This window comes from Pseudomonas sp. RA_35y_Pfl2_P32, from assembly GCF_963970735.1.
Taxonomy (GTDB): domain Bacteria; phylum Pseudomonadota; class Gammaproteobacteria; order Pseudomonadales; family Pseudomonadaceae; genus Aquipseudomonas.
This window is the reverse complement of sequence record NZ_CAXAQF010000016.1, coordinates 20798-35568: the sequence shown is the minus strand read 5'-3', so window position 1 is coordinate 35568 and position 14771 is coordinate 20798. Positions and strand designations below refer to the sequence as shown.

The 14771-nt window shown below is 63.6% G+C and carries 14 protein-coding genes and 2 pseudogenes; 7 read left to right on the top strand and 9 right to left on the bottom strand.

Annotated elements, in window-relative coordinates:
• Positions 1 to 2: 2 nt before the first annotated feature.
• Positions 3 to 962, bottom strand: a complete 960-nt coding sequence (gene cpaB, locus AACY45_RS17155; RefSeq protein WP_339546558.1) for a Flp pilus assembly protein CpaB — start codon at positions 960 to 962, stop codon at positions 3 to 5.
• A 329-nt stretch (positions 963 to 1291) separates the two neighbouring features.
• Between cpaB and AACY45_RS17150 the strand changes: the two genes are divergently transcribed.
• From AACY45_RS17150 to AACY45_RS17140, 3 genes are all read left to right on the top strand, one after another.
• The gene (locus AACY45_RS17150; protein ID WP_339546557.1) at positions 1292 to 1510 is read left to right on the top strand and encodes a Flp family type IVb pilin; all 219 of its coding nucleotides are present in this window, start codon (positions 1292 to 1294) and stop codon (positions 1508 to 1510) included.
• 66 nt (positions 1511 to 1576) lie between these two features.
• Complete coding sequence (locus AACY45_RS17145; RefSeq protein WP_339546556.1) at positions 1577 to 1996, top strand: response regulator; 420 nt, start codon at positions 1577 to 1579, stop codon at positions 1994 to 1996.
• A gap of 173 nt (positions 1997 to 2169) precedes the next feature.
• On the top strand, positions 2170 to 2619 hold the full coding sequence (locus tag AACY45_RS17140; RefSeq protein WP_095170204.1) for a DMT family transporter: 450 nt from the start codon (positions 2170 to 2172) through the stop codon (positions 2617 to 2619).
• Positions 2620 to 2623: 4 nt separating this feature from the next.
• Here the strand turns inward: AACY45_RS17140 and AACY45_RS17135 are convergent, their stop codons facing one another.
• On the bottom strand, positions 2624 to 3478 hold the full coding sequence (locus AACY45_RS17135; protein ID WP_339546555.1) for a MaoC/PaaZ C-terminal domain-containing protein: 855 nt from the start codon (positions 3476 to 3478) through the stop codon (positions 2624 to 2626).
• A 2-nt stretch (positions 3479 to 3480) separates the two neighbouring features.
• Complete coding sequence (locus AACY45_RS17130; protein WP_339546554.1) at positions 3481 to 4833, bottom strand: 3-oxoacyl-ACP reductase; 1353 nt, start codon at positions 4831 to 4833, stop codon at positions 3481 to 3483.
• Between the two features lie 118 nt (positions 4834 to 4951).
• Here AACY45_RS17130 and AACY45_RS17125 point away from each other — a divergent pair, with 118 nt between their 5' ends.
• Positions 4952 to 6229 carry an acetyl-CoA C-acetyltransferase gene (locus tag AACY45_RS17125; RefSeq protein ID WP_339546553.1) on the top strand — a complete coding sequence of 426 codons (1278 nt, stop codon included), beginning with the start codon at positions 4952 to 4954 and terminating at the stop codon, positions 6227 to 6229.
• Positions 6230 to 6248: 19 nt separating this feature from the next.
• Here the strand turns inward: AACY45_RS17125 and AACY45_RS29295 are convergent.
• Positions 6249 to 6848, bottom strand: a pseudogene (locus tag AACY45_RS29295) (methyl-accepting chemotaxis protein); the annotation flags it as partial.
• A 258-nt stretch (positions 6849 to 7106) separates the two neighbouring features.
• Positions 7107 to 8033, bottom strand: a pseudogene (locus AACY45_RS29290) (HAMP domain-containing protein); the annotation flags it as partial.
• 508 nt (positions 8034 to 8541) lie between these two features.
• On the opposite strand from AACY45_RS29290, the gene AACY45_RS17115 reads away from it, so the two are divergent.
• Entirely contained in the window at positions 8542 to 9435 is an 894-nt protein-coding gene (locus tag AACY45_RS17115) for a PA4780 family RIO1-like protein kinase (RefSeq protein ID WP_095170209.1), read from the top strand.
• Positions 9436 to 9490: 55 nt separating this feature from the next.
• On the opposite strand, the gene cueR is transcribed toward AACY45_RS17115, so the two are convergent.
• The 3 genes from cueR to AACY45_RS17100 form a co-directional block, all read right to left on the bottom strand.
• Positions 9491 to 9904: a Cu(I)-responsive transcriptional regulator gene (gene cueR / locus AACY45_RS17110; RefSeq protein ID WP_339546551.1), complete on the bottom strand. Its 414-nt coding sequence runs from the start codon at positions 9902 to 9904 to the stop codon at positions 9491 to 9493.
• Positions 9901 to 12297 carry a heavy metal translocating P-type ATPase gene (locus AACY45_RS17105; protein WP_339546550.1) on the bottom strand — a complete coding sequence of 799 codons (2397 nt, stop codon included), beginning with the start codon at positions 12295 to 12297 and terminating at the stop codon, positions 9901 to 9903. Before AACY45_RS17105 ends, cueR begins: the two co-directional genes overlap by 4 nt.
• A gap of 168 nt (positions 12298 to 12465) precedes the next feature.
• Positions 12466 to 12843 carry a hypothetical protein gene (locus AACY45_RS17100; protein WP_339546549.1) on the bottom strand — a complete coding sequence of 126 codons (378 nt, stop codon included), beginning with the start codon at positions 12841 to 12843 and terminating at the stop codon, positions 12466 to 12468.
• A gap of 146 nt (positions 12844 to 12989) precedes the next feature.
• On the opposite strand from AACY45_RS17100, the gene AACY45_RS17095 reads away from it, so the two are divergent.
• Together AACY45_RS17095 and AACY45_RS17090 are read left to right on the top strand one after the other, a co-directional pair.
• Positions 12990 to 13190 (top strand): heavy-metal-associated domain-containing protein, encoded by a 201-nt coding sequence (locus AACY45_RS17095; RefSeq protein ID WP_339546548.1) that lies wholly within the window; start codon positions 12990 to 12992, stop codon positions 13188 to 13190.
• A 90-nt stretch (positions 13191 to 13280) separates the two neighbouring features.
• Positions 13281 to 14474, top strand: coding sequence for a multidrug effflux MFS transporter (locus tag AACY45_RS17090; RefSeq protein WP_339546547.1), 1194 nt, complete (start codon positions 13281 to 13283; stop codon positions 14472 to 14474).
• 1 nt (position 14475) lies between these two features.
• Here the strand turns inward: AACY45_RS17090 and AACY45_RS17085 are convergent, their stop codons facing one another.
• Positions 14476 to 14646 carry a hypothetical protein gene (locus AACY45_RS17085; protein ID WP_339546546.1) on the bottom strand — a complete coding sequence of 57 codons (171 nt, stop codon included), beginning with the start codon at positions 14644 to 14646 and terminating at the stop codon, positions 14476 to 14478.
• Positions 14647 to 14771: the final 125 nt, after the last annotated feature.

Genomic DNA, 14771 nt, shown 5'->3' with positions numbered 1-14771 from the left:
GATCAGGGGGTTTGTTGGGTCACCTGGTTACCACGGATGACCTCGATCGCGCGCCGAGGCGTCGCAGCTTGGTTAATGCCGGCGGGGCGGTTTTCAGGGGCTTGCCCCAGCGCCAGCTGGTTGAACTGGAACAGCTGACGGTTGCTGGTTTCCAGGTTGGCCGCCGAGTCGGGTTCGCCGGCCCAGTATTTGGCCAGGCGCTGTTCTTCGCTGCTGCGTACGGCCAGGCGCAGGGTGCCGGATTGTGTCGCCAGCATCAGGCGGCTGAGCAGTTGTTCCGGAACCGCCAGCACTACTGTGCGCGCGGCAAGCCGACGCTGATCTTGCTTGAGCTTTTCCTCGGGGCTGGCGGCGGGGGTGGCAGGCTTGCCGTCATTGGTCAGGCCGAACTGTTCGCCGACCCCCAGCACGCGCATTGCCGGTATCACGATTTGTGCTGATTGTTGGGCGTTGCTCTGGTCCTGGCGCAGGTACAGCAGGACGTCGACATAGTCCCCCGGCAGCAGTTGCCCGGCAGCGCCGACCACTTCGTCCACGGCGACAGCCAGCGCACGCTCATCGGAGTGGATCATGCGCGCCAGCGGACCGCCGGCCTCGAAGCTTTCCTGGTTCAACCAGGTGCCCGCGCTCAAGGGGCGCCATGGGGTTCGACCAATGGCCTGGTCGAGGCTGCTCAAGCTACCAGCGGGGGCGCTGCGCAGTTGCTCCAGTGCCACGTCGGCGGCTGTCAGCGGGGTGAACGGTGGTACATCACGCACCAGCACCACCACGGCTTGGCGAGTCTGTTCTTCGGCCTGGGCGACGGATTTTTCCACCATGCTGGGTGTGGCAGGTGCAATGGAAGGGGGGGGCACAGGTGCCGCGGGGACAGATTGGCGGCTCAAGACCAGCCCCCAATATCCGACAATGATGGCGGCGACTAATAGAAGCCCAGCCAGGCCCATAGTGATACGACTGTTCATGACGGCTCTCCCTTTCCTGCTGCAACACCGGCTCGTCCAGGTTAACGAGATCACTTCGCACTCAGGCAGCTATGAACATTCAACGATTTGGCTATTGGAAGGTAGCGCAGCTAATCCAAAATGCCATTACGGATAACTAAATAGCCCATAAAATGAGGAAGTGCCTGTAAATACGGCCTTTTTTTTCAAATCAACATAGTGTTAATACTTTCTGATTAGTTGCTTCTTACACTTGCTGGGACGGGGCTTGTTGACAATGCTCTGCTGGCAGAGAGCAATCATGTTGCAGCCGTGCTACATCAGCGCCTCGGGCGCCAAGGAGAAGTCTTATGTTCCTCCAGAAACTAATCGTTAAAACGCGTCGTTTTTTTCGTAGAACCGAGGGAGCTTCAGCGATTGAGTACGCGCTGATTGTGGCGATGGTGGCGTTGGTGGTGGTTGCGTTTGTACCGCAAATCAGCGGGCCGATTACTGGTACTTTTACTAAGGTGGCGGAGGGGCTCGCCGATAAGCTTCCGGCAGCTCCGGCAGCTCCGACAACTCCTTAGTCAGCCGATTGAGCCGCTCAATTGCAGTGTGTTTTTCAGTCATTAACACTGTCACAGGAATCACCTATGAGTGCGTCTTCTTCCCTGCGCCAACAGTTGCTTCTGGTGGACGATGAACAAGACGCGCTCCTGGAGCTTGCCGAACTGCTGGAGCTCGAGGGTTTTTGTTGTTTCACCGCAACCACGGTCAAACTGGCCTTGCAGCAGCTCACTCGACACCCCGATATCGCGCTGGTCATCACCGACTTGCGCATGCCCGATGAAAGCGGCCTGTCGCTGATTCGCCGCCTGCGTGAACACACGGCCCGTCAGCACCTGCCGGTGATTGTCATTTCGGGGCATGCCGACATGGCCGATGTCAGCGACCTGTTGCGCCTGCAAGTGCTGGATCTGTTCCGCAAACCCATCTATCACCAGCGCCTGCTGGATACCCTGGACAATTTGTTCCCACAAGCGGCTCCTGCCAGCGCAGTGCCCGTGCGCTGAAGCCGCTGCCCTCGTGCGCCCCCCTTCGATACCAAGCCGCGTCCCGTGCACAAACGCTTGCTAAATCAGCGAGCTGCGTTTTTACGCACGTTCGACACTTAAGTGCCAGGCACACTCAGGCCCGCTGTTTCGGGCGCTATACTGCGCACCCTTTCGAGTCCTTGGAGAACAACATGCCGGCCCCCGTCTGGTGGTTACTTTGTCTGCCGCTGGTGGCAGGCGCCTTCCTGCCGTTGCAAGCCGGGATCAACGGCCAGTTGGCCAAGCAGGTTTCCAGTGTGCTGTCTGCCGCGTTGATTTCGTTTTTTGTCGGCACCATGGCGCTGCTGATGCTGGTGCTGATCCAACGTGAAACCCCGACCCTGGCAGCGCTCAAGAGCCTGACTTGGTGGCACTGGAGCGGGGGCTTGCTGGGTGCGTTCTTTATCACCACTGCTGCGTTTGCCGGGCCGCGGATCGGCGCGATGCTGTTCATGGCGCTGGTCCTGGCCGGGCAATTGGGGATGGCGCTGGCGCTGGATCATTTTGGCTGGGCGGGGTTTCGCGAAGCGCCCATCAGCGCCGGCAAGATTGCCGGGCTGGTATTGATTCTGGCGGGAGTGTTCCTGATTCGGCGCGGTTGAGCGCTCAGGCCAGCGGCTGCCAATGGCCGTGCATATGCTGCAGCGCGCCGTGGCCGATCAATTGCAAGTCCCCCCTTGAGCCCGCCGCGCTGGCCAGCAGGATGACCTCGTTGGGCAGGCGCACCGGTTTGTTGAACTGCACCGCGATCTCCAGGTTCGAGCTGGGCAGGTGCCCGCTGAGTGCCGCCAGGGTGCGTGCCTTGATCCACAGCCCGTGGGCGATCGCCTGGGGAAAGCCGAAGAGCCGGGCACTCAGTGCGCTCAGGTGAATCGGGTTGTAGTCTCCCGAGACCTTGGCGTACTGCCGGCCAATCTCGGCCGGCGCCCACCAGCGGCTGACTTCGTCGATGTCTTGTGGATCCTGCGCCACGGGTTCGGGTGCCTCGCCCGCCAGCTTCACGCCTTTGCACAGCATCCGGCTTTCAGCTTCCCACAGCGGCCCCAGGGCATCGTCCAGGCGAGTGACCAGGTCGAACGTCGCGCCCTTGGCGTGGGGTTGCAGGTTCTGCACATGGACGCTGACCTGGACTCGACTGAGTCCTCCCAGCGGTCGCAGCAGGCGGATGCGGTTGGCCAGGTGCACCAGCCCCAACAGGGGGAAGGGGAAAGCCTGGGCGGTGAGCAGCTGCAATTGCAGACCGAACGCCAGGACATGGGGGTAGGTCGGCGGTAGCAAGCCGTTCTCGGTAAACCCACAGACCTTGCGATAGGCCGCCACTGACTGGGCATCGACGTTGAGCCAGGCGCGCAGGCCGTCTTCGGGCAGGACGCTGCCGGTGATCTTGCGGCGCGTCGCGGCCCGCCAATACAGCTCGGGCAGCTTCGGTGCGCCCGCTACAACCTGCCAATTCGTCGTCATGCTCAGGCTCCCAGGACACTTTGGCCGCAGACCCGCAGCGCTTGCCCGCTGACTGCACCACTGCCGGGCTGGGCCAGCCAGGCCACGGCTTCGGCGACGTCCTGGGGCAGGCCGCCCTGGCCCAGGGAGCTCATGCGCCGCCCGGCTTCGCGCAAGGCGAAGGGGATGTGCGCGGTCATCTGGGTTTCGATGAACCCCGGGGCCACGGCATTGATGCTGATCCCGCGTTCCCCGAGCAGCGGTGCCCAGGCCTGGGCCAGGCCGATCAGGCCGGCCTTGCTGGCGGCGTAGTTGGTCTGGCCACGGTTACCGGCGATGCCACTGATCGAGGCCAGCAGGATCACTCGGCCGTTGTCCTGCAGGGTGCCGCTGTCGAGCAGGGCCTGGGTCAGCACTTGGGGGGCATTGAGGTTGACGGCCAGCACCGCGTCCCAGAATTCCGGGGTCATGTTGGCCAGGGTCTTGTCGCGGGTGATGCCCGCGTTATGCACCACGATGTCGATGCCCTGGGGCAACTGTTCGATCAGGCGTGCCGCGGCATCTTCGGCACAGATATCCAGGGTGATGCAGTTGCCACCCAGGCGGGCGGCGAGGGCTTCGAGATCGCTCTTGGCCGGGGGCACGTCCAGCAGCACCACCTCGGCGCCATCGCGGGCCAGGGTTTCGGCAATCGAAGCGCCGATGCCGCGTGCGGCGCCGGTGACCAGGGCCCGGCGTCCCGCCAGTGGCCGGGTCCAGTCCTGGACTTGGCTGGCGCAGGCGTTGAGCCGCACCACCTGGCCGCTGACATAGGCACTTTTGGGCGAAAGGAAAAACCGCAGCGCGCCTTCGAGTTGTTCTTCGGCACCGGTGCCGACATACAGCAGCTGCAAGGTGCCGCCGCTGCGCAGCTCCTTGGCCAGTGAGCGGCTGAAACCTTCCAGGGCCCGTTGTGCGCTGGCGGCGAAGGGGTCGCTGAGGCTTTCCGGTGCCCGCCCCAGGATCACCACGTGGGCGCTGTGGTCGAGGTTTTTCAGCAATGGCTGGAAGAACTCGCGCAGTTGCTTGAGCTGGCCGGTTTGCAGCAGGTCGCTGGCATCGAACAGCACGGCCTTGAGCTTGGGCCCATGCCCGGGAATCCACGCCTGGGCCACCAGTGGCTCGGCGCCGTAGCTGTAGATCTGCTCGGTCAGTTTGGGGGCGAAGTCGTGGACCTTGCGGGCCAGCGGGCCGCCGCCAATCAGCAGCGCGCCGTCCACCGGCCGCAGCCGACCGGCTTCCCAGCGTTCCAGGTGGACCGGCGACGGCAGGCCAAGGGCACCGACCACACGGTGGCCGAGGGACGAGTTGGCGAAGTCGATATAGCGGTCTGACATGGAACGCGCTCCAGCGGTTGGGGTTCAAAGTGTGGACCACGAATCGTCATCAGTCGTTCGATTCGCGAGATAAGGCCTACGCTTGTGGGTCATGGCTTTCACAGAATAGGAGCTTTTCATGACTCAGTTGCGCCGCGTCGCGATCATTGGTGGAAACCGCATTCCCTTCGCCCGCTCCAATGGCCCCTACGCCACCGCCAGCAACCAGGCGATGCTGACGGCCGCGCTCGAAGGCCTGATCGAGCGCTACAACCTGCACGGCTTGCGCCTGGGCGAAGTGGCGGCGGGGGCGGTGCTCAAGCACTCCCGGGACTTCAACCTGACCCGTGAGTGCGTGCTCGGCTCACGGTTGTCGCCGACCACCCCGGCCTACGATATTCAGCAGGCCTGCGGCACTGGGTTGGAAGCGGCGTTGCTGGTGGCAAACAAGATTGCCCTGGGGCAGATCGACTGCGCCATTGCCGGTGGCGTCGACACCACCTCGGATGCGCCAATCGGGGTCAACGAAGGCTTGCGCAAGATTCTGCTGCAAGCCAATCGCGCCAAGACCACCGCCGATAAACTCAAGACCTTCCTGCAATTGCGCCCCCGGCATTTGCTCCCCGAGTTGCCGCGCAACGGTGAACCGCGCACCGGTTTGTCCATGGGCCAGCACTGCGAGTTGATGGCGCAGGCCTGGAACATTCCCCGGGCCGAACAGGATCAACTGGCACTGGAGAGCCATCAGAAAATGGCCGCCGCCTACGCCGAAGGCTGGCACAACGACCTGATGACACCGTTCCTCGGCCTGACCCGCGACAACAACCTGCGTGCGGACCTGACCCTGGAAAAGCTCGCGGCGCTCAAGCCGGCTTTCGAGAAGAGTGGCCAAGGCACACTCACCGCAGGCAACTCGACGCCACTGACCGATGGCGCCTCCCTGGTGCTGCTGGGCAGTGAGGCCTGGGCGCAAGCGCGTGGCCTGCCGATCCTGGCGTATTTGCGCGATGGCGAAGCGGCGGCGGTGGACTTCGTCAACGGGGCAGAGGGGCTGTTGATGGCGCCGGTGTATGCCGTACCGCGTTTGCTGGCGCGCAACGGCCTGACCTTGCAGGACTTCGACTACTACGAAATCCACGAAGCCTTTGCCGCGCAAGTGCTGTGCACCTTGAAGGCCTGGGAAGACGAGGACTATTGCAAGCGCCGCCTGGGGCTCGACGGGGCATTGGGCTCGATCGACCGCAGCCGACTCAACGTCAAGGGCAGTTCACTGGCCGCCGGCCACCCGTTTGCCGCCACCGGCGGGCGCATCGTCGCCAACCTGGCCAAGCTGCTGGAGGTGGCGGGGCAGGGTCGAGGCCTGATCTCGATCTGCGCCGCCGGGGGGCAGGGGGTGACGGCGATTATCGAGCGTTAGGCCCCCGCCTTGCCTTCGATCAGGTGCGGAACCGTCGCACCAATCCATCCAGTTCGTTGGACAACCCGGCCAGGCTCTGGGAATCCAGGCGTGCCGAGTTCGCCAGTTCCGCCACCAACTGCGCATCGCCATGGATCTGACTGATGTGCCGGTTGATGTCTTCGGCAACCTGGTGCTGCTCTTCGGCAGCGGTGGCGATCTGGGTGTTCATGTCGCGGATCACGTCCACCGACTCGCGGATCTGCCCGAAGCTGTTGCGCGCTTCGCCAATGCGGCTCACCGACTGCTGCGAAACCTGCAGGCTGGCGTGCATTTGCTGGGTCACCTGGCTGGTGCGTTTGGCCAGGTTGCCCAGCAGGCCGTCGATTTCCGCCGTGGAGTCGGCGGTGCGTTTGGCCAGGGCGCGCACTTCATCGGCGACCACGGCAAAGCCGCGGCCCTGTTCACCGGCCCGTGCCGCTTCGATGGCCGCGTTCAGGGCCAGCAGGTTGGTCTGTTCGGCGATGGAACGAATGGTGCCGAGGATCGACTGAATGTCATTGCTGTCGCGTTCCAGCTGTTGCATCGATAGCGCCGACTGCTCGATCTCCTGGCTCAAGCGGTCGACGCTGCTCACCGCGGCGTCGATCTGCTGCTGACCTTCGCGGGCCTGGCGCTGGCCGTTGTCGGCCGAGTCGGCGGCCTGGCTGCACGAGCGGGCGACCTCGTTGGCGGTGGCGACCATTTCATGGAACGCCGTGGACACCATGTCCACCGCTTCGCGCTGGCGCCCGGCGGCCTCGGCCATCTCACCGGACACCTGGGTGGCGTTGTGGGAGTTGGCGAGGATCTTGGTTGCGGCGCCGCCGATGTGTTGGATCAGGCTGCGAATCGCCGCCAGGAACTGGTTGAACCAACTGGCCAGTTGCGCGGTTTCGTCATTGCCACGGATCTGCAGGTTCTGGGTCAGGTCGCCTTCGCCTTGTGCGATGCCTTCCAGGCCACTGGCGACACTGCGGATCGGCCGTACGATCAGGCTGGCGAAACTGGCCCCGACCACGGCGAAGATCGCCGCCAGGACCGCGGCGATGATTGCGATCAGCCAGGTCAGCTGGGTCGCTTCGCTCATCACATCGGCTTGCTTGATCAGGCCGATGAACGTCCAGCCCAGTTGCTCCGACGGCCAGACATTGGCCATGTAGCGCTCGCCGTTCAGTTCGACTTCCACCAGACCCTTGCCGGCCTTGGCCAGTTGCGCGTACCCCTCGCCCAGGGAGTTCAACGGCTTGAAGTTGTGCTCGGGCCGCTGTGGGTCGACCAGCACGGTGCCGTTGTTTTCCATCAGCATCAGGTAGCCGGTTTCGCCGAGCTTGATCTGTTTGACCAGTTCGGTGAGCTGGGTCAGCGTCACGTCGATACTGACCACGCCACCCTTGGTCCCCAACTGGTTATCGAGGGTGCGCACGGTGCTGACGTAGGTGGTGTTGTTATCGGTCCAATAATAGGCCGCGGTACGCAGCGGTTTGCCTGGGTTGGCCTGGGCAGCCTTGTACCAGGGACGCTGGCGCGGGTCGTAGTTGGACAGTTTGGCGTCATCGGGCCAGGACACGTAGCCGCCGGCGCTGGTGCCGACAATGGCATAGGCGTAGGCCGGGTGACTGTTGCCCAGGTTCTGCAGGAGGGCGAACACTTGCTTGTCCATCTCGCCTTGCGGGATGTCCGCCGCGTTGGCGGCCATGTAGGTCTTGAGGCTGGCGTCGGTGCTCTTGATCAGCGGCAGCGAGGCCAGGTAGTCGACGTTCTGGCTGATGCCGTCGAAAAACATTTGCATGGCGTTGCTGACCTGGCGGATCTCGCGACCGCTGCTGTCGACAAAGCTGTCCTTGGCATCACTGCGCAGGTTCATCACCACCAGGGTGGCAACCAGGACCACGGGCAAGCAGGCGATGATTGCAAATGCCCAGGTCAGTTTTTGTTTGATGTTCATCCGCGCTCCAGAATTTTTCTTGTTGGCCGATTGTCGGACAAATCCCTTTGTCATGGATGACTTCGGCCGCTGGAGGGGGAAATTGAGGTTTTATTGGAAAAAAACCTACATGGTGCTGGCTCTTGGATTGCGCACTCTGTCGCAAATGCCTGCTAATCCGACTGCTAACCTGGGTCAGAGTCTGGGCTATGATCTGCCTCGGTCCTCAGGGTCGAGTGGATAAATCTGGCACATTGAGTGCGTCCACAGGGTTCATAGGTCGGCAACCCCTCCCCGCCGTGAGTGGATTGCCGTATAACGAATGACTTTCGCGTGTTTGGTAATAAAGGACCCACAATAAAAGCTGATGAAGACTCCAAAACGCATTGAACCCCTGATCGAGGACGGTCTGGTCGACGAGGTGCTGCGCCCACTCATGAGTGGTAAAGAAGCAGCTGTTTATGTGGTGCGCTGCGGCAACGAGTTACGTTGCGCCAAGGTTTACAAGGAGGCGAATAAACGCAGTTTCCGCCAGGCCGCCGAGTACCAGGAAGGCCGCAAGGTGCGCAACAGCCGACAGGCCCGGGCCATGGCCAAGGGCTCCAAGTTCGGTAAAAAAGAAACCGAGGATGCCTGGCAGAATGCCGAAGTGGCGGCGTTGTTCCGCCTGGCCGGTGCCGGGGTGCGGGTGCCCAAGCCGTTCGACTTCCTGGAAGGCGTGCTGCTGATGGAGCTGGTGGCCGACGAGTTCGGCGATGCCGCTCCGCGCCTGAACGACGTGGTGCTGGACGCCGATCAGGCCCGTGAATATCACGCCTTCCTGATTTCCCAGATCGTACTGATGCTGTGTACCGGTCTGGTGCACGGTGACCTGTCGGAGTTCAACGTGCTGCTGACACCGGACGGTCCGGTGATCATCGACCTGCCGCAAGCGGTGGATGCGGCGGGCAACAACCACGCCTTCAGCATGCTGGAGCGGGATGTGGGCAACATGGCCTCGTACTTCGGGCGCTTTGCCCCGGAACTCAAGCGCACGCGCTACGCCAAGGAAATGTGGGCCCTGTATGAAGCCGGGACCTTGCACCCGGCCAGTATCCTGACCGGCGAGTTCGACGAGCCGGAAGAGCTGGCGGACGTTGGCGGCATCATGCGCGAGATCGAAGCTGCCCGTCTGGACGAGGAGCGCCGCCAGGCAATCCGCGCCGCAGACGACGCGCCACCGAGCAAAGCCGAAGAGCCGCCTCCGCCCTGGATGCAGTAACCGGTTGCAGCAAAAACCCGGCCTCGGCCGGGTTTTTTGTGAGCTGCCAGCAGGGTCAGCCCCGAGCGGGTTTGGCGCAGCAACCCGAGGCCAGTTCCTTGAGGATCGGGCAGTCCGGGCGATGGTCGCCCTGGCAGTGCTCCACCAGGTCCTGCAGGGTGTCGCGCAACTGCCCCAGCTCAAGGATTTTCTGGTTCAGCTCGTCGATGTGCTGGCGGGCCAGGGCCTTGACGTCGGCGCTGGCCCGTTGGCGATCCTGCCACAGGGCCAGCAGCTTGCCGACTTCCTCCAGCGAGAAGCCCAGATCACGGGAGCGCTTGATGAAGGCCAGGCTGTGCAGGTCCTGCTCGCCATACAGGCGGTAGCCACTGTCGGTGCGGTGCGCCGGCTTGAGCAGGCCGATCGACTCGTAGTAACGAATCATCTTGGCGCTCAGGCCACTTTGCCGGGCGGCTTGGCCAATGTTCATTCCAGCTCCTCCAGTTTTTTCGGCTTCCAGGTCTTGAGCAGCAGGGCGTTGCTGACCACGCTGACGCTGGACAGGGCCATCGCCGCACCGGCCATGACCGGGTTGAGCAAGCCGAATGCGGCCAGCGGAATTCCGATCAGGTTATAGACGAAGGCCCAGAACAGGTTCTGACGGATCTTCGCATAGGTCTTGCGGCTGATCTCCAGCGCTGCCGGCACCAGCCGAGGGTCGCCGCGCATCAGGGTGATGCCGGCCGCGTGCATGGCCACGTCGGTGCCGCCGCCCATGGCGATGCCGATGTCCGCCGCCGCCAGCGCCGGAGCGTCGTTGATACCGTCGCCGACCATTGCCACCACCCCGGTTTTCTTCAGCTCGGTGACGGTCGAGGCTTTTTCCGCGGGCAGCACTTCGGCGTGCACGTTGCTGATGCCCAGGGCTTGGGCGACCACCTTGGCGCTGCCCCGGTTGTCGCCCGTCAGCAGGTGGCTGCCGATGTGCTGGCGGTTCAGTGCCTCGATGGCTTGCAGAGCGCCGGGCTTGAGGGTGTCGCCAAAGGCGAACAGGCCCAGTACCCGCAACTCGGGTTTTTGCTCGATCAGCCAGGACAGGGTCCGGCCTTCTGCTTCCCAGGCCGTGGCCGAGGCTGCCAGGGACCCGGCGCTCAAGCCGCTTTCTTCCAGCATGCGGCGATTGCCCAGGGCCAGTTGCCGGCCGTCGAGGGTGCCGGCAATGCCACGACCGGTCAGGGACTGGCTGGCAGTGACGTCGGCCACGGCCAGGTCCCGTTCGGCGCAGGCGTCCAGCACGGCCTTGGCCAGCGGGTGTTCGCTACCGCGCTGCAGGGCGCCGGCCTGTTGCAACAGCGTCGCTTCGTTGCCGTCGACGGCGCTGAAGTGGGCGATGCGCGGGGTGCCGGAGGTTAGCGTACCGGTCTTGTCGAACACCACCACACTGACTTCGTGGGCGCGCTCCAGGGCTTCGGCGTCCTTGATCAGAATGCCGTGACGGGCGGCGACGCCGGTGCCGGCCATGATCGCAGTGGGCGTGGCCAGGCCCAGTGCACAAGGGCAGGCGATCACCAGCACGGCCACCGCGTTGATGACGGCGGTTTCCAGGGGGGCGCCATACAGCCACCAGCCGATCAGGGTGGCCAGGGCCAGCAGCAGCACCACCGGCACGAACACCTGGCTGACCTTATCCACCAGCTTTTGAATCGGCGCCTTGCCGGCCTGGGCGTCCTCCACCAGGCGGATGATCCGCGCCAGCACGGTTTCCGCCCCGAGGGCCTGGGTGCGTACCAGCAGGCGGCCTTCGCCATTGATGGCACCGCCGGTGACGCTGTCGCCGGGCTGCTTGGGCACCGGCAGGCTTTCACCACTGATCAGGGCTTCGTCGGCGTGGCTCTGGCCCTCGACCACCTCACCGTCCACCGGGAATCGTTCGCCGGGCTTGACCAGCACCAGGTCGCCGAGGCGCAAGGCGCTGATGGCAACGTCCTGTTCGCGGCCGTCGATCACCTGGATCGCCCGCTCCGGACGCAAGGCTTCAAGGGCCCGAATGGCGCTGGCGGTCTGGCGTTTGGCGCGGCTTTCCAGGTACTTGCCGAGCAAGACCAGGGCGATCACCACGGCCGAGGCTTCGAAGTACAGGTGGGGTTCGGTGCCCGCGCTGGCGGTTACCCATAGGTAAATGCTCAAGCCATAGCCGGCGCTGGTGCCCAGGGCGACCAGCAAGTCCATGTTGCCGGCACCGGCGCGTACGGCTTTCCAGGCGGCGATGTAAAAACGCGCACCGAAGATGAACTGCACCGGAGTGGCCAGGATGAACTGCACCCAGGCCGGGAGCATCCAGTGCAGGCCGAAAGGTTGCACCAGCATCGGCAGCACGAGTGGCAACGCCAGGAGCACGGCCAGCAGGACGCTCCAGCGCTCACGCTGCAGGCGCTGTTGCTGGTTGTCATTGGAGCGTTGCTCGGTTTGCCAGACACTGGCGTTGTAACCGGCCTTGGTCACCGCATTGATCAGCACCTGCGGGTCGATCTGGCCGAGCAGTTCCAGGTGCGCCCGTTCGCTGGCCAGGTTGACGCTGACGCTTTTGACCCCGGCCACCTTGTTCAACGCGCGCTCGACGCGGCCGGCGCACGAGGCGCAGGTCATGCCACCGATGCTCAGTTCCAGGCGCTGGGCGGGGACGCTGTAGCCGGCTTGCTGCACGGCTTGCATCAGTGCCGGCAAGCTGTCGGGCGGGGCCTGGACGCGCGCCTGTTCGGTCGCCAGGTTGACGCTGACAGAGGTGGCGCCCACGACTTTACTCAGCGCCCGCTCGACACGCCCGGCGCAACTGGCGCAGGTCATGCCGGCAATCGGCAGATCGAAGGTGGTGGAATCGGACATCGGTCTTACTCCCTGTAGAAATGACCTACAGGGTCAACCTTGCCATGCTGGCAAGGTCAAGCGCCATGTGCAAAACGCCACACCCCCTTGTGGGCTGGCTTGCGACGACGGTGTGTCAGGCACCCTCGATGTTGGCTCCCGCCTCCAAGGAGAGGCCGGTAGCGGGGCTCAGTAACCCAATGCCGCCGGCTTCAGGTACATGCCCTGGGCGTTCATGGCGATGCGGTATTTGTTGATATCCCCGGCACGCAGGGTGATGTTCTGCGAACCGGGCGCGAGCATCCCTGGGTTACAGCCGGGTGCCTGGCCTGGCAGCAGTTTCAGGCGCAGGGAGAAGGTGCCGGGCGGTAGGTTGAACGAGGTGCTCTGTTCCTGGAACAGTCGCGCGGACAGTTGGTCCTGGATGTACACACCGATCTCGCACGGGGTCGCGACTTCCAGGCGCTCACGCGAAATGATCAGCACCCCGTAGTCTTGCGCACTGGCCGGCGGTGCGGCGGCGAAAAGACTGAGCATGCCCAGTAGGCTGAAAGCGTGCCAGCGCATGGCTGAGTCTCCTGCTTGTATGTCATGGATGGTCAAGCTTGACCGAGCAAGCGGTGCAATGCCAGCCCGGCCGTTCATCGCCGAACTTGACCTTGCCATGGTGGCAAGCTCAAGACTGGCCCTAACCTCATCAAAGGAGATGCCCCATGCAAGTATTCAACGTACAAGGTATGTCGTGCGGTCACTGTGTCCGGACCATTACCCAGGCCGTGCAGGCCAAGGATCCGGCGGCCAGTGTGCGGGTCGACCTGACGGCGAAGGAAGTGGGTGTGGAAAGCGGCTTGTCGGCCGAACAGGTGATCAGTGCGATCAGCGCGGAGGGGTACGCGGTCAAGCTGGCAGGATGAAAATTATTAGTTAGCGACCTCTCGGAATGTTCAAGGCGTCCAAGCGCGGCTAGACTGTCGGGCTGCCGACTGACGTGAGCTGGACGCCTGATGAATTTTCGCACCATTCTGATTCTTGGCGCTTTGAGCGCTTTTGGACCGCTGGCCATCGATTTTTACCTGCCTGCGTTTCCGGCCATGGCCGCGGCATTCGGCACCGACGAAAAACATGTGCAGATGACCCTGGCCTCGTACTTCCTCGGTTTGTCGCTGGGTCAGCTGGCCTATGGGCCGGTGGCCGATCGTTTTGGTCGGCGCATTCCGCTGCTGGTGGGCGTGACGCTGTTCACCCTGGCTTCGCTGGCGTGTGCCTTCGCGCCGAGCCTGGATGGGTTGATCGTTGCGCGTTTTGTGCAGGCCCTCGGCGGTTGCGCCGGGATGGTGATTTCCCGTGCGGTGGTCAGCGACAAGTGTGATGCGGTGGGCTCGGCCAAAGTCTTTTCGCAATTGATGCTGGTGATGGGCCTGGCGCCGATCCTCGCGCCGATGCTCGGCGGGTTGCTGGTCAACCTGCACGGCTGGCAGTCGATCTTCATTGCCCTGACCGCGTTCAGTGCCCTGTCAGCCCTGGCGGTTGCCCTGGGCCTGCCGGAAAGTTTGCCGGCCAACCAGCCACGCCAGCCCTTGTCCGGCGCGCTGCGCCAATACGGTCGGTTGCTCGCGGACAAGATCTTCCTCGGGCACGCCCTGACCGGGGGCATTGCGATCGCCGGGATGTTTGCCTACATCGCCGGTTCACCCTTCGTGTTCATCAAGCTGTATGGCGTGCCGCCGGAGCATTTCGGCTGGCTGTTCGGCATCAACGCCGCGGGTTTCATTCTGGTGGCACAACTCAATGCACGTCTGCTGTCCACGCGCGGTCCGGCGTTCCTGCTGGCGCGCGCGGTGTGGGTCTACCTGGCGGCGGGCCTGACCCTGCTGGCGGTCAGCGCGCTGCACACCGAGCAGCTTTGGCCCTTGCTGATTCCGCTGTTCATCTGCATTGCCAGCCTGGGTTGCATCATCCCCAACGCTGCGGCCTGTGCCATGAACGGGCAGGGCGCGCGCGCCGGCAGCGCCTCGGCCATGCTCGGCTGCCTGCAGTTCAGTGTCGCCGCCGGGGCGGCAGCGTTGGTGGGGGTGCTGCACGACGGCTCGGCCATGCCGATGGCGATGGTCATCAGCCTGTGTGGGCTATTGGTGGTGAGCGTCGCGATGCTCACCCGTCGCCTGCAAGTTGCCCGTGCCGCGCAAGCGGTGGCGTGAGTCAGCCGGCTGCGCGTTGCTGGCGTTCAGGTAGGTAGTGGGGAGCGTGCAAGCGGGCCTCGAGGGTCGAGGTAAAAGCCCGGGCTTCGGCTTCAGAGCGGAAGTTCACGGTCTGATTGTCCAGGCGCACTTGCCACCGGGATTTTGCCAGTTCATTTATCAGGATCTTCATTGCTGACCTCCGGGCGTAAAAGAGAGCATTGCGTGAACTGTCGATTGTAGTCTCGAACCCACGCAAAATTGTGACACGGATCAACTCTCTGACTGACGGCGCCCCGCGCGAAACATCTTTGCACG